Here is a 24,896-nt window from a genome sequence, read left to right on the forward strand (position 1 = left end):
CGCTAGGCCGCGCCGAGGAGCTTCCAGGGGAGCGCCGAGAGCTCGATCGCGCCGATGCACGCGAGCGGCGCCGTCTCGACGGCGGCGCGGGCGAGCGAGCGGAGGGCGCCGCGCGAGAGGCCGGGCATCGCCGCCGGCAGCACGACCTCGCGCAGCGTACGCAGCCGATCGGCGCCGAGCGCGAGGCAGGCTTCCCGCAGCGATCCGGGCACCGCGCGTAGCGCCTCGCGGAAGGCCGTGGTCATCCGCGGCAAGAGGAGCAGCGCGAGCATGGCCGCGCCCGCGAGCGCGCTCTCGCCGGAGCCGAGGACACGCACGAAGATCGCGAGCCCGAGCAGGCCGTAGACGATCGGCGGGGCCGCGGCGAGCTTGCGGGCGACCGTCTCGACGAGCGACATGATCCTGCCGCGAGGCGCGTACTCTTCGAGCCACGACGCGGCGCCCACGGAGGCGGGCACGGCCATCACGACGGCCAGGGCGACGAGCGAGAGGGCGCCCTCGATCGTGGCGGAGAGCGACGCGCGCGCGAGGTGGCTCGACGCTTCGAGGACCCACGCGTCCCACCGGCCCTCGGGCGCGTGGCCCGTGACGATCCCCAGGATCAGCACCTCGCCGAGCGCCCGCGCGACGGCGAAGAGCAGCGCGGCGCCGATCCCGCCGAGCGCCGCGGGAAGGACGATGCGGTTCACGGCCTGGAGCTTGCTCGCGCCGAGCGCATACGCGCCCTCGCGCAGGTTGTGCGGGACGGCGGAGATGGCGGCCTCGCTGCGCGCCGCGAAGTACGGCAGGATCATCACGCCCAGGGCGACGCCCGAGAGCAGCGCGCTCTTCTCGGCGAAGGCGGGCCCGAGCAGGGCGAGCGCGAGGTAGCCGAGGACGACCGTCGGCAGGCTGGCGAGCACGTCGAGCCCGAGCTCGAAGACGCGGCGCGCGCGTGGCCCTGCGAACTCGCTCAGGTAGATCGCGGCGACGAGGCCGAGGGGGAGCGCGACGAGGACGCCGACGAGCGTCGTGACGACGGTGTTTGCGACGAGCGTCGCGAGGCGCGCGCCAGCGGCCCCCGAGGCCCCGGACGCGCCGAGCGTCCGGACGAACCCGAGGGCTTCCGCGCCGAGCAGGCCGGCGATCGCGAGCGTGGCGACGACGCTCGACAGCGCGCAGAGGAAGAGGAGCTTCGGGACGACGGCGTCCGCGAGCGAACGCGTGACGCGGGTGCCCACAGGGTCGTCGTACCCGTGCTGTGTGACAGGACTGTGACAGAGGGGTGGAGCGGCGAAAAAAAGGGGGGTGGGAGCGGTTTTTTTGGGCTTGGACGCGAGCGGTGGTCCGTGTCCACGCGGGACGTGGTTCGCGTCCACGCGAATGCGGAGGGCTCGGACGCGAGCGGTGATTCGCGTCCGAGCGAGCGCCGAGGGCGTGGACGCGAGGGAGGTTCGCGTCCACGGGAGAGGGGGTTCGCGTTCGAGCGAGCGCCGTTCGTGTCCACGCGAGAGGTGGTTCGCGTCCAAGCGAGCGCCGTTCGCGTCCACGCGAGAGGGGGTTCGCGTCCGAGCGAGCGCCGTTCGTGTCCACGCGAGAGGTGGTTCGCGTCCGAGCGAGCGCCGTTCGCGTCCACGCGAGAGGTGGTTCGCGTCGGAGCGAGCGCCGGTCGTGTCCACGCGAGAGGTGGTTCGCGTCCGAGCGAACGCCGAGGGCGTGGACGCGTTCGCGACCGGTCGCCTTCGGGTCGATGACGGCCGAACGTCGCTGGCTCGTCCTTCCATGGCTCGAATGGCTGCCCTGCCTATGGGGGGTGAGGGCCGGTCCATTCCGAGGACAGGACAGATCCATGCAATGGTCGACGCGTCGTCGTCGCGACCCTTCGCCCCTTCCTTGGTACATTGCCACGCTCGTCACCCTGTCGCTATGTATCTGCGCACGGCGGTCATGGCCGCGCTGCGCGGGGAGCGGATCGCGCTGCCGCACGAGGTCGTAGTCGGGGGATAGCGCGACCAGGCCATTGGTTGTCCGTGCCGAAGGCGGTGCGATGAGGGCACCGGTGTGCGCGGCCTATTGATCGGGTGCGACGAACCCGTAGAACTCGAACCAAGCAACAGGCGGCCCAAGCACGCCCACGGGCACCCGCCCAGACGCGGCTGGGCGAGGAGGTACCTTCAAGCTCGCAGCGTTGGCCGTCGCGATCGCCAAGGGCGAGAGCTTTGGCTTCCCCGCGCGACCTCTGCTCGTCGGCGCGTCGTACGCTTGCCCGTGCGGGTTTCGAGGCGATGAAGCCATGCTGCCTTGCACGTGCACGCGTGCGGAGCTCGAGCGTCACGAGCGGTGGCTGCGCGCGCTGTTCGATCGCAACCGAACTCTGTCCCAACGGGATCGCCATCGCGGGCGGCAGCTTCGCGCGGCGAGAGAGCTTCAGGTCAGGCCCGCGACGTAGAAGCCGTCCCGCTCAGGGCGCCGAAAGAGCCACCAGCGGGCCGCGCCGAATCCGGAGTCTTCGTTCGCCTGCGGCTCACTTCGCCTCCGAAGGAGGGATTTGGGCGGGCGCTCACCGGTCTCGGGGGGACCGGATCGTCCTTCACCAGAACGCCGTGCAGCCTATCATGCCGCCACCGGTACAGCGTCCCGGCGCAGACGCCCACGTCAGACGGTCCGGACGGTGCCGCCGTCGATGATGAACTCGGCGCCGTGGATCGCGGCGGCGCGATCCGAGGCCAAGTAGGCAATGAGATCGGCAACCTCTTCGGGCTCGGCTGCACGCCCGATCGGGATACCGCCCAGAGCATCAAGGACTACTTGCCGCGCCTCCTCGATCGTGCCGCCATTGGCGGCCTGCAGACGCTTCAGAAGGTCGACGGACGACTCGGTCATGATCCAGCCGGGGGAGACGGCGTTGACCCGCACGCCCTTCGGCCCCAGCTCTTTGGAGATCGACTTGCTGTAGGTCCTGAGCGCGGCCTTTGCGGCGGCGTAGGCAGTGGTCGATTCGGGAAGCGGCAGGATGGATTGGATAGAGGTGATATGCACAATCGCGCCGGCACCCCGTTCCATCATCTGCGGAGCCAAGAGGCGATCAAGGCGGACCGTGGCCATGAGGTTCAGGTTCAGTTCGGCGAGCCAGTGATCGTCCGTCAGCGCGAGAAAGCCGCCGCCCGGCGAGGCCGAGCCACCGATCACGTGGGCGAGGATGTCGACGCCGCCCATACGCTCGAGCGCCGCCTTGGCCAGGGTCTCGCCGCCTTCGGCCGTCGTCAGATCCGCGCGGACGAACTCGACGCCGTCGATGGGCTCCAGGGTTCCGCGGGCTGCGGTGATCACCCGGGCGCCCCCGGCCAGGAAGCGGTCGACGGTGGCGCGGCCCAGACCCTTGCTGCCGCCGCTGATGAGCACACGCTTTCCAGCAAACTCCGCGGGATCAGCTTTGATGTTCATATCGTGATCTCCAGTGCTTTGATGGTGTCGTTTTCGAGCGTGAAGCGATAGGTGAAGCGGATCGGGCTGCCCTTGAAGTCGCCATGGGCAGGGCCTTCGACCACGACCTGACCGTCCTCGTGGCGAACGGCATCCGGCGTGAAGATCGCCTTGACGGCGATCACCTCGTCTTCAAACAAGGTTCGCAGCTCGGCGTGGCCCTCGTGACGTTTTCCGTTGTCCGAGAGGACCGCATCGGCGGCAAAAGGCTTCAGCATGCCGTCCACATCGAGTTGTGCGTTTGCCTCGACATAGGCGGCTATGGGTTTGGGGAGTGCGGGCGTCATGAGTGTTCTCCTCTGCGTTGTTCGCTTCGGAGACACTAGTCTCTCCAAACAAAAAGAGAACGCGCGGAATCGTGCATGCTATAGTTAGCCAGGCTAAACAATGCGTGACGACCTATCCGGGCTTCGGGCCCTCCTCTGCGTGGCCGAAAAGCGGAGCTTCCGGGCGGCGGCCGTCGAGCTGGGGGTGACGCCATCTGCCGTTAGTCAGATCGTTCGCGCCCTCGAAGAGCGCGTCGGTGTGCGCCTGCTTCAACGAACCACACGCAACGTCGGCTTGACCGAGGCCGGTGAGCACTTCATCGGGCAGCTCAGGCCTGCATTCGACGGCATCGACGCCGCGTTCGAGTCGCTCATGGCCATGAACGGACGCCCATCGGGTCTGTTGCGCCTGACGATGCTCCGAACCGGCTACAACGACGTCATCAAGCCGAAGCTCGCGGCCTTTCTCGCCGCGTACCCCGACATCCGAATCGACATCTGTCTCCAGGAGGCGCTGTCGAACATCGTAGTCGAAGGCTTCGACGCGGGGATTCGCCTCGGCCACAGCCTCGATCGCGAGATGATCGCTGTTCGCGTTAGCCCGGACCAGCGCCTCGTGGTCGTCGGCTCACCGGACTACTTCGCGCGCCGAGGCAAGCCCACGCATCCGCGCGAGCTTCACGGGCACGAGTGCATTGGTCTGCGCATGTCGACGGGCGCAGTCGCCCGGTGGAAGTTCGTCGAGGGCGACAAGGAGTTCGAGCTGGTCGTCGACGGCCGCGTCGTGACCAACGACGGATCGGTATTGGTAGACGCCGCCGTCGAGGGCGTCGGACTCGCCTACGTCTTCGAAGACATGGTGAGCGGGCTCGTGTCCGAGAAGCGACTCGTGCGGGTGCTCGATGGGTATTGCCCGCACATCCCGGGCTATTTCCTCTACTACCCGAGCCGGCTGAACCTCGCCCCCAAGCTCAAGGTTCTGATCGACTTTCTAAAGATAGGTAGAAGGCGCGGCAAAAAGTAGGCGTGACGGGGACCGTCGCGGCAAGGCGCGACCCGCATCGGCGCCACGCCCGATCCGGGACTCGCGAGACGGTATCGGGGGATAGCGCGACCAGGCCATTGGTTGTCCGTGCCGAAGGCGGTGCGATGAGGGCACCGGTGTGCGCGGCCTATTGATCGGGTGCGACGAACCCGTAGAACCCGAACCAAGCAACAGGCGGCCCAAGCACGCCCACGGGCACCCGCCCAGACGCGGCTGGGCGAGGAGGTACGACGAACCGCAGTGGGAGACCACGAGTTCTGGCGACGAAGTCCTCGTACGCTGGGCATGTTGGACGCTGGAACGGAACGGCATCGAGCTCACCGAACCCGTGTTCGAGGTCGTTTGCAAGGACGTGACGCGAGAGAGCCTTGCAGACGATCTGTCGAGCCGTTTTCCAGATGTGGAGGTCGAGGTTGATAACGCAATAGAGGTGTAGAGCGTCCCGCGCGATGGCCGTGCTCGGCGCCTGGTCTCATTGACTCAAGGCTCCGGCGTGGTCTTGCTTCGGTAACGAGTCCCTTCGGGCGTACAGAAAACGAGTCCCGACGGAGAGACCTCCAGATGCGTGGAGAGCCCTCGCTCGGCAAGCTCGCGACGCAGCCCTTCGATTCCCTCCCCGGTCCTCAGGACGTATCCCTTCTCCAGCACGTCGCCATAGTGCTTCTCCGTGTTGGCATGCGCCAATGCGACGCAGTCGGAGGTGTTTCCGAGATGCCAGGGATGAACATCTTGATCCGCTGCGAACGTCTTGATGCGCCAGCAGCCGGTCTCGGATTCGACGAACTGCACGGTGTCGAACACGTCCGCCGTGGCCGGTACTTCTGTGTTCTCGGCATAGCTGCTCTGCACACTCAAAAAGAAGACGACGAGCGTGATGTCTCGAATCTCCGACGGTCCCCCGCGCTCACCCGTCCCTGCATCCGTATCTCCAGGACTCGCGATCCAGCCTCGATCGAATCCATCGTAGCCAGTGCGACCACGAACGGCCCAAACCATGCCCACGACGCATGAGATGACGGCAACAATTTCGAATGCCGACGGGCGAGCCACAGTCGGGCACGCAACACGATCGGACAGACCGCAGGAAGGGGGTCGACACACGACATGGCCCCTCGTCCTCGTCTGTTCTACGCAGCGACAAACCACGTCCCCGGCGGATGCCGTCAGGCCCAAACCCGAACAAGGCCCCTCGGCGCGACAGGGCAAGCGTCCGGCCGCCGAACACGCGCCGTCGAGCGACGACAACACGTGTCCGGCTCGATTCCTCGCTTCTTACCCCTCCCCACCCGCAATCCTCATACCCACATGAGCGTTTCCGAATCCCACCGCTTCCACGCGCCGTCGATCTCCTTGAACAGGTCGCTCCCGCCGGCGACCGTCTTGAAGCGCGCCTTCTTCATCTTGGCCACGAACTCCGCCGTCTTTCCGGCATAACTCGTCGTGACCTCCTTCCCGGAGATCGAATGCAGCGTCACGACGATCTCCTCGGCGCTCACCTCGGCGACCGCATAACCATGCGTATTGCTCTCGGCGTGGGCGAGGTGCGGGTTCACCTTCGTCTCCGTGTCGAGCACGAGGTCGTCGATCTGGAGCGCGAGCAGCGGCGCCGCGGGGATCTGGCTCAGGACGGGATCGGACTTCACCTGGGAGGTGAGCTCGTCCCGAAAGGGCGTCGAGGAGACGCCGCCCGTCATGAACTCGACGATCTTTTTCGAAGGATCCTGCTCGGCCCAGGGCGTGCCGGTCATGAACGTGTGCAGGTCGCCCGTCAATGCGACGACATTGCCGAGCCCGCCGATCTTGCCGAGCAGCTCGTTCCGTTTGTCGCGGAAACCGTCCCAGCCCTCGACGCCCATGTAGAAGCGGCGCTGCACGCTCGCCGGGATGCCCACGATTTGCCGCAGATCGACCTGGACCGGGACGATGTTGAATTCGTTCGCCCATACCTTCCACGTCTTCGTGGAACCCGTGAGCGTCTCCAAAAACCAGGCCTCTTGCGTCTCGCCCATGACGTCCTGCGTCTTCGGATCGGCCGCGTAGCGCAGCGTGCTGAAGACGTCGAACGCGTCCTTGTGCACGAAATAACGCGTGCCGATCTGCGCGTAGAAGCTGACCTTGTTGAGGTCGAAATACGAGAGGCCCCGCGGCTTGCCGGTGGGATCGACCGTGAGATACGGCGGATCGGGCGGGTTCGCGCCGCCGTTGACCTGGGCGACGACCGCGTTGATGTATTCGACGCTCACGTTGCCCGCGATCTTCGCGACGTCATAACCCGAGGCCATCGCGACCTGCGCAAGGAGGGCCTTGTAGGGGGCATAGGCGGCGTCGTCGATGTTGACGTAAGGCGTGGCGACCGTGGGGCCGGGCAGGCCCCCCGGAGAGGCCGTGAGCGTGGCCTCGTCGAAGATGACCGCGCCGGGGAAGGCGTCCTCGGGGATCAGGTGATCGGGCCGGTAGCTCCGGAGGTCGGTCACGACGAGGTGGACGTGCTTGCCGAACGCGAAATCGCGATAGATGCGGATGTCGTTCGGGTATTCGGCGGCGGCGTCGTACTTGAAGTCGGGGTCGTCAACATAGTCGACAGGCTGGTACTCGAACCAGGCCTGGTTCGCCGCCTTCCGGCGCGCGACGTCGAGCTCGCTCGCGCGGCCGCTCAGGTACGTGGCGTTCGCGCCCCAGCAATCGTTCGCGAATTCATGATCGTCCCAGGTCGGGACGATCGGGAACTTTTCGTGAATGGCCTGAAGCGCGAGATCGGAGCGGTACGTGCGGTAGAGATCGCGGTAGTTGTCGAGCGATTTCGCCGCGTAGAACTTCTCGTCGCCGTTCGCGCCGAGCTCGATCGCGGAGGCCGGGTCGCGGAAGACGACCTTGCGCGCCGCGTCCGGCGTCTGGAACGAGGGGTCGCCGGTCGTCTCGTAAATGTAATCGCCGAGGTGGACCACGAAATCGAGTTCCTCGGTCCCCAGCGCGAGGAGCGTGTTGTAATACCGACCCACGAAATCCTGGCAGGAGACGAAGGCGAAGCGCACCGGCACGTCCGCGTCCTCCTTGGGCGCCGTCTTCGTGCGGCCGACGCGGGAGACGTAATAGATGCCGTCGCGCTCGTAGACGAATCGATAGTAGTAGGTCGTGCCAGGGTCGCCGACGATCCGCGCCTTGACGCAGTTGTCGTAGGCGGCGAGCGCCTGGAGCTTGATGGGCGCGGAGACGGGCTTCGTGAATGCAGCGTCGAGCGCGATCTCGAGCTCGATGTCGAGGTCCCAGCCCGCCTTTTCGCTGTCGACGACGCGCGTCCAGACGACGACGCTCTTCGGGCGCGGATCCCCCGAGGCGACGGATTGGGGAAAATATCCCTTCCCCTCCACGAGCTCGCGATTGCTTGGCGTGTTCGAGGTATCGTCGCCGCATCCCGGGACGAAGGCGGCGCCTACGGTGACGACGGTTGCGCGAAGGAAGCTTCTACGGCTCAGCATGATCGAAATGTGCCAGAGCCGGGGGGCGTAGCAAAAGCCCGAACGGATTCTTTTTTTGAAGGTGAAGACTACGACCGGTCGCGCGACGCTCTGTCGCCCGTGGGCGGAAGTCGCACCGTGAACGTCGAGCCTTTTCCGAGCTGGCTTTCGACGTCGATCGTGCCGTTCATGAGCTCCACGAGGTGCTTGACGATACTGAGGCCGAGGCCCGTGCCCCCGAGGTCGCGCGAGCGGCCCGCGTCGACGCGGTAGAAGCGCTCGAAAATGCGGCCAAGGTGCGCCGTCGGGATGCCGGGGCCGTCGTCCTTCACGCTGATCTCCACGCCGCCGCCGGCCTTCGGGCGCGCCGTGACGACGACGTGCGCGCCCTCGCCGGCGTACTTCGTGGCGTTGTCGCACAGGTTCATGAGCACCTGCTCCATCGCGCGGCGATCGATGCGCGCCGGCAGCGGGCCCTCGGGGCGCTCGATGCGAAGCTCGACCTTGCGGCGGCGCGCGGCCTCCTCGAGCAGACGCGCGACGTGCGTGACCGCCGGCGTCACGTCCTGCTCGACGAGCTTCAAGCGGTAATTCTTGCTTTCGATCTTCGAGAGATCGAGCAGGTCGTCGACGAGCTGCCGCAGCCGCTTGGCGTGACGATCGATGACGTCGACGAACTCGGCGGCCTCCTCGGGCTCGGCGAGCGCGCCGGCGAGGAGCGTCTCGGCCGCGGTGCTGATGGCCGTGACCGGCGTGCGGAGCTCGTGCGAGACGTTCGCCACGAAGTCGGTGCGGATCGTCTCGAGGCGCCGGAGGTCCGTGACGTCGTGGAAGACGGCGATGAGGCCTCGATCGTTGGTGCTCTGACGATCGCGATCCTTGCGGCTCGGGAGCTTCGAGACGCGCACGAGGAGCTTGCGCGGCAGCAGGCCCGAGAGCTCGACCTCGCGCACGATGGCCTCGCTGCTCACGGCGGCGCGATCGAGCGCCTCCTGGAGCGAGGCGTTGCGGATGACCTCGATCACGCTCTTGCCGATCGTGCCTTCGCCGACGAGCGTCATGCCGCGCAGCGCGCGGTTCGCGAGGACGATCCGCGCGTCGCCGTCGGTGACGAGCACGCCCTCGTTCATGCCGTCGAGGATCGAGGCGAGGAGATCACGCTCGTCGCGCAGCTCTTCGATCGCCGCGAGCAGCTCGCTCGACAGGCGGTTCAAGGCGCGGCCGAGCTGCGCGGTCTCGTCGGTGCCCTGCGCGGGCGCGTGGATCGCGAGGTTGCCGCCGGCCATCGCGAGCGCGGCCTCGGTCAGGCTGCGGACGGGGCGCGTGAGCAGGCTCGTGCCGAACGCGCTCATCGCGACGGCCGCGGCGATCGCGACGGCGATGCCGACGAGGAGGAAGATGCGCACGCGCCCGATCGCGTCGTCGATGCCGGTGAGCGGGACGGCGATGCGCACGACGGAGACGCCGTGCTCGGGTTTTCCGTACCGGCGCGCGGCGTAGATCATGCGCTGGCCGAGGGTGCCGCTGTAGCGGAACGCGCTGCCGGTGCCGTTCAGGAGCGCCGCGGAAACCTCTTCGCGCGCCGCGTGGTTCTCCGCGCGTACGACCTCGTCGAGCGAGAGCTCGGAGTCGCCGAGGACCGCGCCGCCCGGCGCGATGAGCGTGACGCGGCCGCCGGAGAGCGCGCCGAGCTCGTCGGAGAGGCCGTCGAGCGTGGCGCCGTCGGCGCACGGAGAGGCCTCGCAACGGCGCCGGACGATGTCCTCGCAGAGGCGAAGCTCGCCCGTGAGCTGCACCGTCGTGCGCTCGATCATGAGCGCTTCGAGGGAGCGAGAGCCGAACCGCTCGATCGCGAAGCCCGCGAGGAGCATGAGCACGACCGACGCGAGGATGAGCTTCGCGCGGATGCCGAGGCGGCCGATCATTCGTCCGCGGAAGGGGAGAGCTCGCCGGGCTCGGCGCGGAAGCGGTATCCGACGCCGCGCACGGTCTCGATGTAGTCACCGGCGAGGCCGAGCTTTTCGCGCACGCGCTTGACGTGCGTGTCGACGTTGCGGGCCGTGACGTCGACGTGCGAGCCCCAGACCTCGTCGAGCAGCACGTCGCGGGTCATGACGCGCCCGCGGCGATCGAAGAGGACGACGAGCAGCTTGAACTCGAGCGCGGTGAAGGCGATCTCCTCGCCGTTCACCCACGCGCGGTGCGCGGCGCGATCGACGCGGAGGACACCGAAGTCGATCTTCGCGCCGTCGGTCGGCGTGCCCTCGGCGCGGCGCAAGATCGCACGTGCCCTCAAGATGAGCTCGCGCACGGAAAAGGGTTTGACGACGTAGTCGTCGGCGCCGAGCTCGAAGCCGACGACGCGATCGACCTCTTCCCCCTTGGCCGTGACCATGATGACGGGGATATTGGCCGTCTCCGGGGATTGCTTGAGGCGCTTGCACACCTCGGTGCCCGGCATGTCGGGGAGCATGAGATCGAGGATCACGAGGTCGAACGGCTCTTCTTTGACCGCGCGGAGCGCAGTCTCGCCGTTCATCGCGGAGACGACGTCGAACCCCGCCGTCTTGAAGTTGTAGGACAGGACGCGCTGGAGGTCGCGCTCGTCCTCGACGATGAGAACGTTCGTCGGCATGCGTGGGCCCCACCTCTAGCAGCCTTGTGTGACAGGCGCGTGGCGTGCGGTCGAGCGTAGGGGCGAGCCGAGCCATGTCGGGGAGCCCCCCTCCAATTCGACAATAACGACGCGCTCTGGCGAGCTTTTCTTGCGCGCACGCCCTCTTTCTTCTAGTAGGGGCGCCTCATGGCTCTCGAGCGAACTCTTTCCATCGTCAAGCCCGATGCGGTTGAGAAGAACCACACGGGTGCGATCATCGCCCGCCTCGAACAGGAGGGCTTCATCGTCCGCGCGATGAAGCGCATCCACCTCACCCGCGCCGAGGCCGAAGGCTTCTACGCGGAGCACCGTGGTCGCGGCTTCTTCGACGAGCTCACCACGTTCATGTCCCGCGGCCCGATCGTCATCATGGCGCTCGAGCGCGAGGACGCGATCGCGAAGTACCGCGAGGTCATCGGCGCGACGAACCCCGCGAACGCCGCGGAAGGCACGATCCGCAAGCTGTACGCCGCGAGCGTCGGCGAGAACGCGGTGCACGGCTCGGACAAGCCCGAGTCCGCGGCGCGCGAGATCGCCTACTTCTTCGCCGGCTACGAGGTCTCTCCTCGCGCGTGACCGACCCGGAGCGCGCAGAATGCCCGCTCGCCATCGCGCGCGGCGCGGTCCGTGAGGGCCTCGCCGCGCTCGAAGGCTTTTCCGATTTGCTCGGATCACGCCGCATCGGGCCACGCGCCCTCGCGGTCGCAGCGAGCGAGATGCTCCCGGCCTGCGAGGCGCTGCGCGAGTCCTTCGCCGCGCTCGCGCTCGCGTTCGTCGCAGCGTTCGCCTCCGATACGGAGGCCCAGGATCAAGCCCGCACCCTCGGCACGCACGCAGGCACGTGTGTCGCGGCCCTCGCGTCCGCGCTCGAAGGCGGCGGCTCGCTCTCCGACGCGCGACGGCGCCTCGCCCTCGAAGCGGCCGTCCGCAAGCACGGGGCAGAGCTGCGGGACACGTTCGCGGTCGGGGAGTTGCTCGCCGCGGCCGTCGCGCCGACGCCGACGGAGCTCGATCTCGTGGACGTGCTGGAGCAGCGGTTCGGCGCGAATCGCGCCGCCGAGGAGGGCGTGGTTCGCATCGCGGTGGACGCGCCGCGGCCCTCGTGGCTCGTGGTCGATCGGCACGTGCTCGGCGGGCTCGTGGAGCTCGCCGCGCCGATCGCCTCACGGCGCGGGACGGTGACGGCGCGGCTCGGCGTCGCGCGTTCGTCCAGCGGTGGGCTCATCGTTCGCTTGAGCCCGGCGCCGCGAAACGCGGCGGCGACGCGGCTCGTGCTGTCCGTGACGGCACGGGGTGACGTGCCGGGCTCGCTCGGGATCGCCCGCGTGGCCGCGCGTCGCGCGAAGCTCGGGTTCGCGATCGACGCGGCCGCCGGGATCGTGTCGATGGAGAGCGAGCGCGAGGCCACGTAAAATCCGTGCTAAGTCGGCCGGGATGAACCTCGCCGACACCCTCGCGCCGCTCGTCTCGGCCGCCTTCGCCGATCGTTCCCTCCTGAAGGATCCCGCGCACGAGCGCGCCGTCCTCGAGACGATCGACGCGCTCGATCGAGGCGCTCTGCGCGTCGCCGAGCCCATCGCCGAGGGCCAATGGGTGACGCACGCGTGGGTGAAGCAGGCCATCCTGCTCTACTTCGCCGTGCAGAAGATGTCGGTGATGGAGGCGGGGCCGCTCGAGTTCCACGACAAGATCCCGCTGAAGCGTGGCCTCGAAGCCGCCGGCGTGCGCGTCGTGCCGCCGGGCACGGTGCGGTACGGCGCGTTCCTCGAGCCCGGCGCGATCCTGATGCCGGGCTACGTGAACATCGGCGCGCGCGTGGGCGCCGGGACGATGGTCGACACATGGGCGACCGTGGGATCGTGCGCGCAGATCGGCCGCGACTGCCACCTCGCGGGCGGCGTCGGGATCGGCGGCGTGCTCGAACCGCCGAGCGCGCAGCCGGTGATCATCGAGGACGGCGTGTTCGTCGGGTCGCGCGTGATCGTGGTCGAGGGCGTGATCGTGGAGCGCGAGGCCGTGCTCGGCGCAGGCGTGGTGCTCACGGCGTCGACCGCGATCCTCGACGTGACGGGCTCCGAGGTCGTCGAGCACCGCGGCCGCGTCCCCGCGCGCAGCGTCGTCATCCCCGGCATGCGACCGAAGCGCTTCCCCGCAGGCGAGTTCGGCGTGCCGTGCGCGCTCATCATCGGCAAGCGCAGCGAGTCGACCGATCGCAAGGTGTCGCTGAACGCAGCGCTGCGGGATTTCGCGGTGGCGGTATGAGCGGAGTCGAAGCAAGGCTCGTCGAGACGCTCCTTTGGCTCTGCAACATTCCCTCGCCGACGGGGGAGGAGCGCCTGCTCGCCGACGCCGTCCTGGACCGCGTCTCCCGCGCGCCGCTCGCCGCGCCGCCGCGCCGTCACGGCGACTCGATCGTCGTGCCCGTCACGCGAGGCACAGGCGGTCCACGCGTCGCGCTCGCAGGGCACCTCGACGTCGTGCGCACATCACACGACGGCCCGCCGCGCGTGGAAGGCGACAACCTCTACGGCCCCGGCGCCTCGGACATGAAGTCGGGTCTCGCCCTCATGCTCGATCTGCTGGAGCACGGCGCGCGCGAGATCGCAGGAACCGATCTGACGTTGATCTTCTACGCCCGCGAAGAAGGCCCGTACGCCGACAACGAGCTCGGCCGCGTGCTCGCAGACGATCCCGAGGCGACAGCCGTGGATCTCGCCGTCTGCATGGAGCCCTCGGACAACAAGCTCAGCCTCGGCGCATCAGGCTCGATCCACGCGCGCCTGACGTTCGAAGGCCGCACCGCGCACAGCGCGAGGCCATGGCAAGGCGAAAACGCCATCCACAAAGCCGGCCCGTTCCTCACCGAGCTCGGCGCGCGCGAGCCACGCACGTCGATCCTCGACGGCCTCGTCTACCGCACGGTCACATCCGTGACCATCGCCGAGGGCGGTCGCGGCCGGAACGTCGTGCCCGACGCATTCACGCTCAACGTGAACCACCGCTTCTCCCCCGACACATCACTCGCCGAGGCACAACGCGAGATCGAGGCACTCGTCGCAAGCCGCGCAAAGATCGAGTGGACCGATCTCTCCCCCTCCGCACCGCCACACGCCTCCCACCCACTCGTGCTCGCACTAAAGGAAGCAGGCGTGGCCGGCGTGGAAGCAAAGCAAGCATGGACCGACGTCGCACGCTTCGCCGCCCTCGGCGTGCCCGCCGTGAACTGGGGCCCAGGCGAGAACGCACAAGCCCACCAACGCAACGAGTGGACGTCGATCCCAAAGCTCGTCGAAGGACGCGCGATCCTCAGCCGGTACTTCGAGGCAATCGGTCGGCGGTAGCCCGGGAGGCGTCGCGCCGGGGCGCTGCCCCGGACCCCGCGGGGGCTATCCGCCCCTCGACCCGGACCAGGGCCAGCCCTGGACCTCTGGGCATCGACTGCGCGAAGCGCAGTCGATGCGGGGAAAGTTTTTAAGCTGTCCGCCCCCTCTTTGCAGAGCCAGCCCTGGACCTTTGGGGGACGAACTGCGCGATGCGCAGTTCGTCCCACAGGCCGGTGGGACCGCGTTGCCGGCTGAACCAGCAGCGCTGCTGTCTTGGTTGGCAGGGTCGCTCGTGGTCTTGACCCTGGCCCGTTCGATGAACTGCGCATCGCGCAGTTCATCGACCCCGAGTCCAGCGCTTGCGCTGGTCCGGGTCCAGGGGTGGACAACCCCTGGTCGGGTCCGGGGTGAAACCCCGGCGCGGCGGCATGTATCAGCCGCCGACGTGCACGAGCGAGTACACGGCTGGCTGCGCGTTCTCGCTGTCGAGCCGCGATCGGCCTGCGAGGAAATCGAGCTCCACGACGAATGCGAAGGCTGCGACGGTCCCGCCTTGCCTGCGTGCGAGCTCGGCTGCTGCGCTTGCTGTGCCGCCTGTGGCGAGCACGTCGTCGATCACGAGCACGCGTGCGCCTTTCGGGATCGAGTCGACGTGCATCTCGAGCTCGGCCTCGCCGTATTCGAGCGCGTATGTCAGCCGATCCGTCTTCCAGGGCAGCTTGCCGAGCTTGCGCACGGGGACGAAGCCCGCGTTGAGGCGCGTCGCCACGGCGCCGCCGAAGATGAATCCACGCGACTCGATGCCTACGACGACGTCGATGCGCTCGCCGATGAACCGCTCTGCCAGCAGATCGATCGTGATGTGCAGCGCCCGCGCGTCTGCGAGCAGCGGCGTGATGTCCTTGAACAGGATGCCCGGCTTCGGGAAGTCGGGCACGTCCCGCAGCTTTGATTGCAGGTACGCGAGCGCATGCGCCCCGGGCAGCTTGTCGGGATCGAACGTGGTCGTCATCGCGGAGAAGACTAGCCTTCGCGTTCGCCGAGTGAAACGGCCGCGCATGTTGCCACGCAGAGGTCGTGGTGCCCTGGCGACGTGAGATCCTGCATGAGCGGCGTCACGCCCACTGCGCCTTCGTCGAAGGCCTCGGTGTCCGAGCCGTGCACGTGATCGTGGCGCACGCCGCCGCCGCCGATCCACAGGTACTCTTGCCCGCGCGGATCCTCCCGGAAGATCACGCTCTCCGTGTAGAGCCGCGCGCCGAGCTTCGTGGGACGAACGGGCCACGCGCTGCCTGGCGGCACGTTCACGTTGAAGAGCGGCGCGCGTGCGGTGGGCGCGCGCTGGAAGGCTGCGAGCGTCTCCATTGCGATCCGCGCGCCGATCGCGGCGGCTGCGGCGCGATCCGCCTTCCCGTCGGCCGACACCGCGACGGCTGGCACCCCGCGCATCGCCGCTTCGCGCGCGGCTGCGACCGTGCCCGAGTAGAACACGTCCACGCCGAGGTTCAGCCCATGGTTCATCCCCGACACCACGAGATCGGGCCTGCGCGGCAGCACTCGACTGTTCGAGTGCATTGCCACGTAGACGCAGTCGGCCGGTGTCCCGTCGATGGCGAACACGCCCTCCGAGACGGTTCGAAGCCGGAGCGGCCGGTGCAGGCTGAGCGAGTGGCTCGTGGCGCTCTGGTTCACCTCGGGCGCGCACACGATCACGCGGCCGTACCGGGCGAGCTCCTGCTGCATCGCGCGCAGGTTCTCCGCGGCGTAGCCGTCGTCGTTCGAGAGCAGGATCAGCGGGCGAGAGTCCTCCACGGTCATCCTCCGAGCAGGCGCTTCGGCAGCGCGGCGACGAGCTCGAAGGCCGCGGCGATGCGGCCGAACAAACCCGCCCCACCCCGGACGCGCGCCATCGCGAAGGCAATCTTGCGCAGCACGGGGGTGTATGGGTACCACCAGAGCTCGCGTGCGGCCTTGTTGCGGTCCTCGAGGACGAACTGCGGGCGCGTCAGTTCGCCCAGGGCGTGCGGGCTGTTCGTGATGCCGTACCCGCTCTCGCCCGTGCCCGTCCAGGGCGCCGCGGCCACGGCTGCCGTGAAGCCGTGGTTGTTGATCGTCACGACGCCCGTCTTGAGGCGCCGCGCGAGCTCGTGCGCCGCGCCCACGCGCCGCGTCCACAAGCTCGTCGTCAGACCGAACGTCGACGCGTTCACCCGCGTGATCGCGTCCTCTGCGCCGTCGACGAGCACGATCGGCAGGATTGGCCCGAACGTCTCTTCCCGCAGCAGTGGCGTGTCCTCGCGGTCGAGCTTCACGACCGTCGGCGCGAACGCGAGCGATCCTGCCTCGGGCGCGCCGCCTGCGAGCACCTCGGCCCCGGCGGCCTCGGCCTCCGCGAGGTGACGCCGCACGATGTCGCACTGCCGCGACGTCGTCAGCACCGCCGTATCGCGGCCCGGCTGGAGCGCTTTCGTCAGCTCCACGATGCGCGGCACGATCTTGTCCGCGATCTTCCGATCCACGTACACGCGCTCGATCGACGCGCAGTTCTGCCCGGCGTTCGTGAACGCGCCCCACACGATGCCGTTCGCCGCCCGCTCGACCTGCGCGTCGGCGAGCACGATGGCCGCGTCCTTCCCGCCGAGCTCGAGCGAGCATGGGATCAGCCGCTCCGCGCAGCGCACGGCCACGCGCCTCCCTGTCGCCACGCTGCCCGTGAAGACCACGATGTCCGCCTCGTCGACGACCGCCGCGCCCACGTCCCCGCCGCCTTGCACGAGCGCGAGCAGGCCCTCCGGCAAGAGCCCCTCGAACAGCGACGCCACGAGCGCGCCGGCCCGCGGCGTGATCTCGCTCGGCTTGAACAGCACCGCGTTGCCCGCGAGGAGCGCCGGCACGATCGTCCGCAGCGGGATCGCCACCGGGTAGTTCCACGGCGTCACGAGCCCGACGAGCCCGCGCGGCGCCTTGTGGATCCGGCCGATCTTGCCGGGATACGAGAGCGGATCGAGCTCGACCGTCGTGCCTTCGAGCAGCTCCTCGATCGCGTCGGTCCAGTACTCGACGAGGTCCGCGTTCGGCAACACCTCGGCGAGCGCGGCCTCCTCGATGGGCTTGCCGCACTCGCGGTGCACGAGGTCCGCGATCTCCTCGGCGCGCGCGAGGATCCGCTTCTTCACGGGCGCGATCACGCTCGCCCGCTCGCGCGCCGTCTTCGCGGCCCACGCCGTTTGCGCCTCACGCGCCTTGCGCGCGAGGACCGGGACCTCGCTCGGCGACGTCGCCGTCACGGCCGGCAGCGCGGATCCATCGAGCGGGCTCCGCGTGGGGAAGGGGCCGCTCGCCGCTTCCGTCGCTCGCGGCGCGCTCGCCTCGTTCGTCACGTTCGCCTCCGGGGCGTCCGTCACCGCCTCGGCCGCTTGCCCATCTTGCTGCAGGTCCATGCGGCGCGGAGCCTACCATTCCATCTGCGGCTCCGCGCCACCCGCGTTCGAAACGAAGAAGCCCCGAGGCGCTTGGCCTCGAGGCTTCCTCAACGTGGCACCGCTCGCGCGGTAGCCTTCACTTCACGGCACGTTGATGGTGACGGTGTTCGCCTTCTGGCAGTTGATCACGGCCGACTGACCCGGCGTGAGCCACTTGGCCTTCGTCGGGTTCGTCTCGCCGGGCTCGGCGAGGCGGACGAACTTCGGACCGCAATCGACCTCGAGCGGCTCGCCCGTGTTGCCGACCAGCTTGCCGGTCAAGAACACGAGCGCTTGCTTGTTCGAGGCCACGGTCAGGACGCCACGCGTCGCCGGCAGCGTCGCCGGATCCTTCGCCGGCGGCGCCTCCGCGGTCGGCGCAGCGCTCGCCGCGGGACCGGCCGAAGCGCTGCCCGCGGGCGCGGCTGACGCGCTCCCGGGCGGAGCGGCCACGGCGCTGTCCGAGGGCGCCGGCGCCGTCCCCGCGGTGTCCGTGGTCGTGGGTGCAGTCTGCGCCGTCTCCGTGGGCGTGGGCGTCGGCGGAGGCGTCACGGTGCTGCCCGTGTTTCCGGGCTGCGTCCCGCCGGGCAGGCCGCCGATCCAGCCCTTCTGCATCGCGACGAACACACCCGCGCCGATGAGCAAGAGCGCCGCGGCGACGAGCAGCCACCCGGGCAAACCCTTCTTCGGCTCCTGGACCGGCTTCGTCTCTTCCGGCTCCTTCGCCACGACGACCGGCTTCTTCTCCACCGGCGGCTTCTTCTCCACCGGCGGCTTCGTCTCGGCGACGGGCTTCTTCTCGACCTCGGGCTTCTTCGTCGGCAAAGGCGGCTTCGCGACCGGCTTCTTCTCCGACTCCGGCTTCGGCTCGAGCTCCGCAGCGCCGAGCTCGATCGAGGCCTCCTCCGGCTCGGGCTTCTTCGCCGGCTCGGGCTTCTTCTCGGACGCGGCAGCCTCGAGCTCGATGGCCTCGGGCTCGGGCTTCGTCTCGAGGACAGGCTTCTTCTCGGACGCGGGCTTCTTCTCGGGCTCGGCAGCCTCGAGCTCGATGGCAGCCTCGGGCTCGGGCTTCGTCTCGAGGACAGGCTTCTTCTCGGACTCGGGCTTCTTCTCCGGCTCGGCCGACTTCGCGAGGGCGGCAGCGAGCGCGGCGCTCGGCTTGGACGTCGAGGCAGGCTCGAACAGCTTCGTCGGCTCGGCGTCGTCGCCGTCCTCGACGATCGCCGAGGGCAAACCCGTGCTCGTCGTTTCCGGCTTCTTCGGCTCGGTCCCGATGAGGGCCTCGATCTGCTCGGGCGCCAGGGCGAGCGGCGCGGTGATCGCATCCGAATCCTGGAGCGGCGGCGGACGCGAGTCGCCAGCCTCTTCGCCATCGCCAACGCCAGGCAGCGTCCTCTTGAGCTCCTCGACCGGCTTCGCGGCCGGCTTCGTCGCAACAGGCGTCGTCGCAGCAGGCGTCGTGAGCTTCGGCAGCGCAGCCGGCTTCGTGGCAGCCGGCGTCGCGGCAGGCGTCGCAGCCGGCTTCGCGCCCGTGGTGACGGGCGTGATGGGCTTCGGGCCGGGCACGGCCGCAGGTTTGGCGGCGGTGGGCGCGACAGCCGCGGGCTTGGCAGCCGTGGTGACGGGCGTGATGGGCTTCGGACCCGGCACCGCCGCAGGCTTGGCAGCCGCAGCGGCAGGCGTGGGTTTGGCCGGAGCAGCCGGCGGCGTCTTCGGCGTGCCCTCCTTGAGGCCAGGCAGCGGAGCCGCGATGGCCACAGCCTTCGGAGGCGGCGCATCTTTCCCGGGCGCCTCGTCCCAGAGGTCCTCGCTGAAGTCGGGCTTCTTGGTGACGATGGGCGTCGCCGCCTCAGCGATCGTGGGGATCGGAGCGCCGACCACGTCGTCCCCAGGCGTCACCGCCAGCGAGCCAATCCCAGCCCGCTCGGGCCGAGGCAACGCGGCGTTCTTCTGGACCTTGTCGAGGAGCGCTTCCAGCGCCGCGATTCGTTGTTCGACGTTCACGCCTCGGGAGTCTACCCAATCGCGCGGCTCCTGACGAGGATCCTACGGGATGCGCAAGAAACTTGCGTCGACGGGGCGGCGCCTCGCCGGGGTTTCACCCCGGGCCCGACCAGGGGTTGTCCACCCCTGGACCCGGACCAGGGCCAGCCCTGGACCTCTGGGCATCGACTGCGCGAAGCGCAGTCGATGCGGGGAAATTTTTTGTAGGTGTCCGCCCCGTTTGCAGGGCCAGCCCTGAACGAGGGGCGACAGCGCGCGATGCGCGCTGTCGACAGGGAAAAAGGTGCCAGTTGGTGGGGCAGCGCTGCCGTCTTGGTTGGCAACGTGGTTGCTGGTCTTGCCACGGGCCCGTCGGAGAAACCGCGCATTGCGCGGTTTCTCCGCTTTCGGTCCAGGCCGCGCTTGGTCCGGGGTGAAGGGGGCGGACAGCCCCCTTCTGGGGTTTGGGGCGAAGCCCCAATCACTCCCGCATCACAGCGTCTCGAGGTACGCGACGAGGTCGTCGACCTGCGCCGGCGACAGGTGCGACGTCACGCCGTGCTTGTCGCCGCCGCCGCAGGCCGGGTCGAAGCGGTCGCGCAGCGACTTGGCGCAGCCGTCGTGCATGAAGGGCGCGCGGTCTGCGATGCCCATCAGCGTCGGCACCTGGAACCTCTTGCCCGTGCCGACGTCGGCCCAGTCGTTGTTCGTCAGCTTCTCGCCGCTGTGGCAGCTCGCGCACGCGACCTTCGCGTCGAAATAGAGCACCTTGCCGCGCTCCACTGCCGTCGTGTCGGCGATCTCGCCCTTCGGCAGCACCGGCTGCGCGTCGATCCAGCGACCCACGAGCCGCGACTGACGCGGGCCGAGCGGCTGGCCGCCCATCCGGTTCACGAACACCTCGCTCATGATGTGGCCGAGGTCTTCCATGTCGCCGTCCCAGTGGAGCGGCGCCGTCGCCAGGATGCCGCCGCGGATCGACTGCGTGCGGCGCGGCCCGATCGGGTTGAAGTTCCAGGTCCGGGCGTCATCCATCGCCTCCGGGTGGCAGGACGCGCACGCGAGCGAGTTGAAGCCGGACGCGCTCTTGTGGAACACGTCATGGCCCGTGTCGCGGCGGCTCTCGCCGGGCAGCACGATCGTCTGCTGCGTGTTCGGCAGGTAGATCGCCGCGGGCTCGCGCAGCTGCACCGCGAGCTGCCCGCTGCCCCAGTACTGCGCCGCGATCGGCTGGCCAGGCACCTGCTCGCCGATCGACGGATCGCAGTTCCCCGGCTCGGGAGGGGCCACGACCGAGCTGCGCGACGTCCGCAGGATCGCGTTGCTGCCGGCGGCCACGATCGTCACCTCGCTCTCGTTCGGGGAGACCGCGATGTCGACGGGCAGGGCCGAGCCGGAGAGCGTCGCGCCGCCCACGGGCGGGATCACGATCGGCACGGTCTCGTCGCCGGGCTCCACCTCGGTCACCGTCGTCTGCACGATGCTGCCGTCGCAGCCGCCGCTGCTGCCGTAGCCGCCGGGCTGCTCGATCACGACCGCGTTCGCCGTCCCGCGCTGGTGCACCATGATCGCGCCGCCGTTCGGCCGCGACACCATGCGCCACGCCACGGCCGGCTCGAAGTGCGACTCGCCGCCCGTGAACGGATCGAAGGCCTTCACCTTCGCCGGCGCCTCGCGCTGCCAGATCTTGCCGTCGATGCCCACGACGAGCACCTCGGCCGAGCGGAAGCGGCTCACGAGCAGCTTGTCGCCTTGCACCACCACGTCGCGCAGGTCGCGGTCGAGCTTCAGCACGCGCGTCGCCGCGCCGCCGTTCGCCGGCAGCGTCACGAGCTCACCCGTCTGGCAGGCCACGTGAAGGTTGTCCTTCTCGGCGTCGTAGGCGACGCCGCGCGGCGTCGCGCAGACCTGGCGACGCTCGATCAGCTTGCCGCCGGCCACGTCGATCGACGCCACGGCGCCGCCGGAGCGCAGGGCCACGTGGGCGCGGCCCTTGTTGTCGATGGCCACGCGCCCGGGCTCGTCGCCCTCTTCGAGCGTGACCTTGGCTTTCAGCGCGCCGGCTTCGAGGTCGACGATCCAGACGATGTCGCGATCCGGATCGGCCGCGACGGCGGTGTGACCGTCACCGGAGATGGCGAGGGTGCCACCTGAGATGGCAGGCGGCGAGACGGCGGCGATGGCGATGTCCTGGTTGGGGACGAAGGTGTCGTCGATGCCTGAGCATCCGGCAGCGATGCCGGCGCCGGCGAGGGAGACGAGGAGCAAGGCGAGCGGGCGTCGAAGATGGGTTCGCATGAGGCCTCCGCGCTCCGGCTTGGCAAATAAGAAGCCAACCCTTGTCGAATTCTCGCCGCTTCGGGGGCTCGCGCCAACTGCGCGTTCATGAAACGGAATCCGGAACGGGGGGCGGGGTCGCACATCGGAGGGGAGGGCGTGCGCGCGTGAAGGACGGTTCGCGCTGGGCGGGAAACGGTGTGCCAGCCGGCGCCGCTATGACGCGGATGTCAGACCAGCTCGAAGACCTGGTCGAAGGAGTCGCCCTCCATGTCGACGTAGATGCGCGAGGAGGTGGCTTCGATGCCTTCGAGGCGCACGGAGAAGAGAAATTTGCTCGCGCTCAGGGTCTCGGCGCCGCGGAAGCGTAGCTCGGCGCCGCCGTCGACGAGGCGGGCCTCGCCGGAGAGGCGGGCGGCGACGCGGAGATCGAATCGTTTGAGGGGGATGCGCAGCGCGGGGCCTTCGTTGAGGAAGGCCATCGCCGGGCCCTCGCGCCGGAAGACGGCGTTGCCGCGGGATTCGAGGTGCTTTCGAACCTCGGGCTTCAATCGATCGCCGGCGACGCTCTCCACGATCGAGAGGAGCGGCACTTCGCCTCCGTCCCGCACGGCGGGGACGAGGGTTTCGAGCAACTTCACGACAGACGCGCGCAGCTCCGGGCGCCGGTGGGACTGAACGGGCATCGAGACCTCCGAGGCTTCGGCCCTCTCGATGTCGTCGGATGCGTGAAAGCGCAAATGGAATCGCCCGTTGCGTCGGAGGCGGAAAAAGGGCGGGCGAATGCGCCAAAGAGGGTCGGCGCGTCCGGGGAGGGCTTTGGCGGAGCGCCAAAGAGGGGTCGGGGGGCCTTTCGTGGTCTTTGGCGGAGCGCCAAAGAGGGGTCGGGGGGCCTTTCGTGGTCTTTGGCGGAGCGCCAAAGGGAGGTCGGGACGCCTGGAGGTGTCTTTGGCGGAGCGCCAAAGGGAGGTCGGGACGCCTCGAGGGGTCTCGGGCGGGGCGCCGAAGAGAGGTCGGCGTGTCCGGAGGTGTCTTTGGCGGAGCACCGAAGAGGAGGTGGCGCGTCCGGAGGTGTCTTTGGAGGAGCGCCAAGCCGATCTTCGGGCGGCCGGACCGGTCCTTGGCGGGTCGGAGGCGGGAGTCCGCGCATTTTCCGCACGGCTCCCCTGGCGCGCCGAGCACACCCATCGATCACGAATGCGGCGAGTGCGCGCAAACCATGGCGTGAAGGTGGGGTCGCTTCCCAGCATAAAGCTGGATGATGGTGATGCTCGGCCCCGAACGGCCTTGACATACCCATTAAATGCCTTGAAGACGGTCTGGCGGGCTGCCATTCAATGGGCATGAACGAAACACGCGTTGGCGCCTCGATTCCTTCGATCCTTTCGGAGCGCGCCAAGAAGACCTTCGTCGTGGGCTTGTTCGCAGGCGCGGCGGTCATTTCTTCTGGCTCGCTCGCCCACGCGGCGACGTATCAAGTTGGTCCGGGTAAATCATACCCCGACCTCGCCTCCGTGGCGTCGCGCCTCGCCCCCGGCGACGTGGTCGAGGTCGAGGGCGATGCTTCGTACCCCGGCGACGTCCGGCTCCGGAAGAGCGGCGCTCCCGGCGCGAAGATCACCATCCGCGGCGTGCGAAAGAACGGCAAGAGGCCCGTTTTCCGCGGCGGCAAGAACACCGTCCAGATCGACGGAAACCATTACGTGCTCGAGGGGCTCGACATCACCGGCGGCAGCTTCCGCTGCGTCTTCAACCACGCCGACGACGTGACGATCCGCGACAGCGTGGTTCACGATTGCCCCGCGCACGGCATCCTCGGCGCCGATACGGAGTCCGGCTCGCTCACGCTCCAGTACGTGGAGGTCCACCACGCCGGCGAGGGCGAGCGAAAGCACCCGATTTACGTGGCGACCGACGAGCGCATGTACCCCGACGCCGTCTTTCGCATGGAGCATTGCTACGTGCACGACGGGAACGGCGGCCACAACGTGAAGAGCCGCGCCGGGCGCAACGAGATCTATAGCAACTGGATCGAGGGCGCCAAATTCCACGAGCTCGAGCTCATCGGCTCCGAGGAGTTCCCGGAGAACGTGCTCCGCGAGGATTCGGACGTGGTCGGGAACGTTCTCCGCAAGCGCAATGATTTCCCCGTCGTTCGCCTCGGCGGCGACGGCGCCGGCCAGACGAACGGTCGATATCGCTTCGTGAACAACACGATCCTCGCCGGCAGCAAGGCCGTCTTCCGTCTCTACGACGGGCTCGAGAGCCTGGAGGCGCACAACAACGTATTCTTCCGCGTGGGCGGCGGCGCCGTGACGCTGTTCCGCGACAGGGACGCGAAATGGTCGCGCGGCCACGCGATCCTCGGCGGATCGAACAACTGGATCACGAGCGGATCCGATGTGCCGGACGTCTGGGTCCACACGCTCCAAGGCAATGACCCCGTGTTCGTGGATCCGAGCGGCGCAAAGCCCGTCCCGGCCGCGAACAGCCCGCTGCGCGACGCCGGCAATACCTACCCGCAGAGCCCGGCCGCCGCGCCGTTCACCGAGCCGCTCCGCATCCCCGTCGATTCTCCGCCCCTCGCGGGCAATGGATCCCTCGGTCGCTCGCTCGGCCGGACCGACGGGCGGATCGACATCGGCGCCCTGGAAGTCGGCATGGGCGCGCGGCAAGCGCGGGGCGACGACGAGAACGTCGGCACCGCGGCCCAAGCGCTGACCATCGCAGGGGAGGAGGACGTCGAGGTTGCCGAGCTCGGTGACGCCGACGCAGAGGCCAGTGACGACGCCGACGTGGACGAGGAGACCGCAGAGGCCGAGGACGAGCTCGCGTCCGAGGAAGGCGGCATGGCATGCTCCGCAGCGCGCAGCGCGCGTCCCGGCGCGTCGGCCTTCCTCGTCGCAGGGCTCTTCGGTCTCGGTCTCGTCCGGGCCCGGCGCCGCAAGGCCCCGAAGGCCTGAGACGA

At 68.8% G+C, this 24,896-nt stretch carries 19 protein-coding genes; 6 read left to right on the forward strand and 13 right to left on the reverse strand.

Features of this window, described 5'->3' with window-relative positions:
• Window positions 1-2: 2 nt before the first annotated feature.
• From QHF85_RS26745 to QHF85_RS26755, 3 genes are all read right to left on the reverse strand, one after another.
• A complete protein-coding gene (locus tag QHF85_RS26745; protein ID WP_281330156.1) occupies window positions 3-1,220 on the reverse strand; it encodes an ABC transporter permease subunit in 1,218 nt (405 codons plus the stop codon).
• A gap of 1,414 nt (window positions 1,221-2,634) precedes the next feature.
• Window positions 2,635-3,423 (reverse strand): SDR family oxidoreductase, encoded by a 789-nt coding sequence (locus QHF85_RS26750; protein ID WP_281330157.1) that lies wholly within the window; start codon window positions 3,421-3,423, stop codon window positions 2,635-2,637.
• Window positions 3,420-3,749: a nuclear transport factor 2 family protein gene (locus QHF85_RS26755; protein WP_281330158.1), complete on the reverse strand. Its 330-nt coding sequence runs from the start codon at window positions 3,747-3,749 to the stop codon at window positions 3,420-3,422. Before QHF85_RS26755 ends, QHF85_RS26750 begins: the two co-directional genes overlap by 4 nt.
• A gap of 100 nt (window positions 3,750-3,849) precedes the next feature.
• Here QHF85_RS26755 and QHF85_RS26760 point away from each other — a divergent pair, with 100 nt between their 5' ends.
• Window positions 3,850-4,752 (forward strand): LysR family transcriptional regulator, encoded by a 903-nt coding sequence (locus tag QHF85_RS26760; protein ID WP_281330159.1) that lies wholly within the window; start codon window positions 3,850-3,852, stop codon window positions 4,750-4,752.
• A gap of 501 nt (window positions 4,753-5,253) precedes the next feature.
• Here QHF85_RS26760 and QHF85_RS26765 read toward each other — a convergent pair.
• The 4 genes from QHF85_RS26765 to QHF85_RS26780 form a co-directional block, all read right to left on the reverse strand.
• Window positions 5,254-5,823, reverse strand: a complete 570-nt coding sequence (locus QHF85_RS26765) for a hypothetical protein (protein WP_281330160.1) — start codon at window positions 5,821-5,823, stop codon at window positions 5,254-5,256.
• Between the two features lie 245 nt (window positions 5,824-6,068).
• Window positions 6,069-8,249 carry an alkaline phosphatase D family protein gene (locus QHF85_RS26770; RefSeq protein WP_281330161.1) on the reverse strand — a complete coding sequence of 727 codons (2,181 nt, stop codon included), beginning with the start codon at window positions 8,247-8,249 and terminating at the stop codon, window positions 6,069-6,071.
• Between the two features lie 68 nt (window positions 8,250-8,317).
• A complete protein-coding gene (locus QHF85_RS26775) occupies window positions 8,318-10,153 on the reverse strand; it encodes an ATP-binding protein (protein WP_281330162.1) in 1,836 nt (611 codons plus the stop codon).
• On the reverse strand, window positions 10,150-10,863 hold the full coding sequence (locus QHF85_RS26780) for a response regulator (protein ID WP_281330163.1): 714 nt from the start codon (window positions 10,861-10,863) through the stop codon (window positions 10,150-10,152). Before QHF85_RS26780 ends, QHF85_RS26775 begins: the two co-directional genes overlap by 4 nt.
• A gap of 168 nt (window positions 10,864-11,031) precedes the next feature.
• Between QHF85_RS26780 and ndk the strand changes: the two genes are divergently transcribed.
• From ndk to dapE, 4 genes are read left to right on the forward strand one after another with little or no spacing between them, the layout of a single operon-like run.
• The gene (ndk, locus tag QHF85_RS26785; protein ID WP_281330164.1) at window positions 11,032-11,460 is read left to right on the forward strand and encodes a nucleoside-diphosphate kinase; all 429 of its coding nucleotides are present in this window, start codon (window positions 11,032-11,034) and stop codon (window positions 11,458-11,460) included.
• Window positions 11,457-12,296 (forward strand): hypothetical protein, encoded by an 840-nt coding sequence (locus QHF85_RS26790; protein WP_281330165.1) that lies wholly within the window; start codon window positions 11,457-11,459, stop codon window positions 12,294-12,296. Before ndk ends, QHF85_RS26790 begins: the two co-directional genes overlap by 4 nt.
• Before the next feature lie 22 nt (window positions 12,297-12,318).
• Complete coding sequence (locus tag QHF85_RS26795) at window positions 12,319-13,146, forward strand: 2,3,4,5-tetrahydropyridine-2,6-dicarboxylate N-succinyltransferase (protein WP_281330166.1); 828 nt, start codon at window positions 12,319-12,321, stop codon at window positions 13,144-13,146.
• On the forward strand, window positions 13,143-14,225 hold the full coding sequence (dapE, locus tag QHF85_RS26800) for a succinyl-diaminopimelate desuccinylase (RefSeq protein ID WP_281330167.1): 1,083 nt from the start codon (window positions 13,143-13,145) through the stop codon (window positions 14,223-14,225). Before QHF85_RS26795 ends, dapE begins: the two co-directional genes overlap by 4 nt.
• 415 nt (window positions 14,226-14,640) lie before the next feature.
• Here the strand turns inward: dapE and QHF85_RS26805 are convergent, their stop codons facing one another.
• The 6 genes from QHF85_RS26805 to QHF85_RS26830 form a co-directional block, all read right to left on the reverse strand.
• Window positions 14,641-15,219: an adenine phosphoribosyltransferase gene (locus QHF85_RS26805; protein WP_281330168.1), complete on the reverse strand. Its 579-nt coding sequence runs from the start codon at window positions 15,217-15,219 to the stop codon at window positions 14,641-14,643.
• An 11-nt stretch (window positions 15,220-15,230) separates the two neighbouring features.
• Window positions 15,231-16,019: a 5'/3'-nucleotidase SurE gene (surE, locus tag QHF85_RS26810; protein WP_281330169.1), complete on the reverse strand. Its 789-nt coding sequence runs from the start codon at window positions 16,017-16,019 to the stop codon at window positions 15,231-15,233.
• A 2-nt stretch (window positions 16,020-16,021) separates the two neighbouring features.
• The gene (locus QHF85_RS26815) at window positions 16,022-17,647 is read right to left on the reverse strand and encodes an aldehyde dehydrogenase family protein (RefSeq protein ID WP_281330170.1); all 1,626 of its coding nucleotides are present in this window, start codon (window positions 17,645-17,647) and stop codon (window positions 16,022-16,024) included.
• 123 nt (window positions 17,648-17,770) lie between these two features.
• The gene (locus QHF85_RS26820) at window positions 17,771-19,672 is read right to left on the reverse strand and encodes a hypothetical protein (protein WP_281330171.1); all 1,902 of its coding nucleotides are present in this window, start codon (window positions 19,670-19,672) and stop codon (window positions 17,771-17,773) included.
• Between the two features lie 471 nt (window positions 19,673-20,143).
• The gene (locus QHF85_RS26825) at window positions 20,144-21,949 is read right to left on the reverse strand and encodes a cytochrome c (protein WP_281330172.1); all 1,806 of its coding nucleotides are present in this window, start codon (window positions 21,947-21,949) and stop codon (window positions 20,144-20,146) included.
• 209 nt (window positions 21,950-22,158) lie between these two features.
• A complete protein-coding gene (locus tag QHF85_RS26830) occupies window positions 22,159-22,614 on the reverse strand; it encodes a hypothetical protein (protein WP_281330173.1) in 456 nt (151 codons plus the stop codon).
• 657 nt (window positions 22,615-23,271) lie between these two features.
• Here QHF85_RS26830 and QHF85_RS26835 point away from each other — a divergent pair.
• Window positions 23,272-24,891, forward strand: a complete 1,620-nt coding sequence (locus QHF85_RS26835; RefSeq protein ID WP_281330174.1) for a right-handed parallel beta-helix repeat-containing protein — start codon at window positions 23,272-23,274, stop codon at window positions 24,889-24,891.
• Window positions 24,892-24,896: the final 5 nt, after the last annotated feature.

The organism is Polyangium sp. 6x1 (genome assembly GCF_029946515.1).
Classification (GTDB): Bacteria; Myxococcota_A; Polyangia; order Polyangiales; family Polyangiaceae; genus Polyangium.

Coding starts and splice junctions, on each gene's coding strand:
- QHF85_RS26755 (WP_281330158.1), bottom strand. CDS start 3,749: ATGACGCCCGCACTCCCCAAACCCATAGCCGCCTATGTCGAGGCAAAC.
- QHF85_RS26780 (WP_281330163.1), bottom strand. CDS start 10,863: ATGCCGACGAACGTTCTCATCGTCGAGGACGAGCGCGACCTCCAGCGC.
- ndk (WP_281330164.1), top strand. CDS start 11,032: ATGGCTCTCGAGCGAACTCTTTCCATCGTCAAGCCCGATGCGGTTGAG.
- QHF85_RS26835 (WP_281330174.1), top strand. CDS start 23,272: ATGAACGAAACACGCGTTGGCGCCTCGATTCCTTCGATCCTTTCGGAG.
- QHF85_RS26830 (WP_281330173.1), bottom strand. CDS start 22,614: ATGCCCGTTCAGTCCCACCGGCGCCCGGAGCTGCGCGCGTCTGTCGTG.
- QHF85_RS26805 (WP_281330168.1), bottom strand. CDS start 15,219: ATGACGACCACGTTCGATCCCGACAAGCTGCCCGGGGCGCATGCGCTC.
- QHF85_RS26795 (WP_281330166.1), top strand. CDS start 12,319: ATGAACCTCGCCGACACCCTCGCGCCGCTCGTCTCGGCCGCCTTCGCC.
- QHF85_RS26775 (WP_281330162.1), bottom strand. CDS start 10,153: ATGATCGGCCGCCTCGGCATCCGCGCGAAGCTCATCCTCGCGTCGGTC.
- QHF85_RS26760 (WP_281330159.1), top strand. CDS start 3,850: ATGCGTGACGACCTATCCGGGCTTCGGGCCCTCCTCTGCGTGGCCGAA.
- QHF85_RS26750 (WP_281330157.1), bottom strand. CDS start 3,423: ATGAACATCAAAGCTGATCCCGCGGAGTTTGCTGGAAAGCGTGTGCTC.
- dapE (WP_281330167.1), top strand. CDS start 13,143: ATGAGCGGAGTCGAAGCAAGGCTCGTCGAGACGCTCCTTTGGCTCTGC.
- QHF85_RS26815 (WP_281330170.1), bottom strand. CDS start 17,647: ATGGACCTGCAGCAAGATGGGCAAGCGGCCGAGGCGGTGACGGACGCC.
- QHF85_RS26825 (WP_281330172.1), bottom strand. CDS start 21,949: ATGCGAACCCATCTTCGACGCCCGCTCGCCTTGCTCCTCGTCTCCCTC.
- QHF85_RS26770 (WP_281330161.1), bottom strand. CDS start 8,249: ATGCTGAGCCGTAGAAGCTTCCTTCGCGCAACCGTCGTCACCGTAGGC.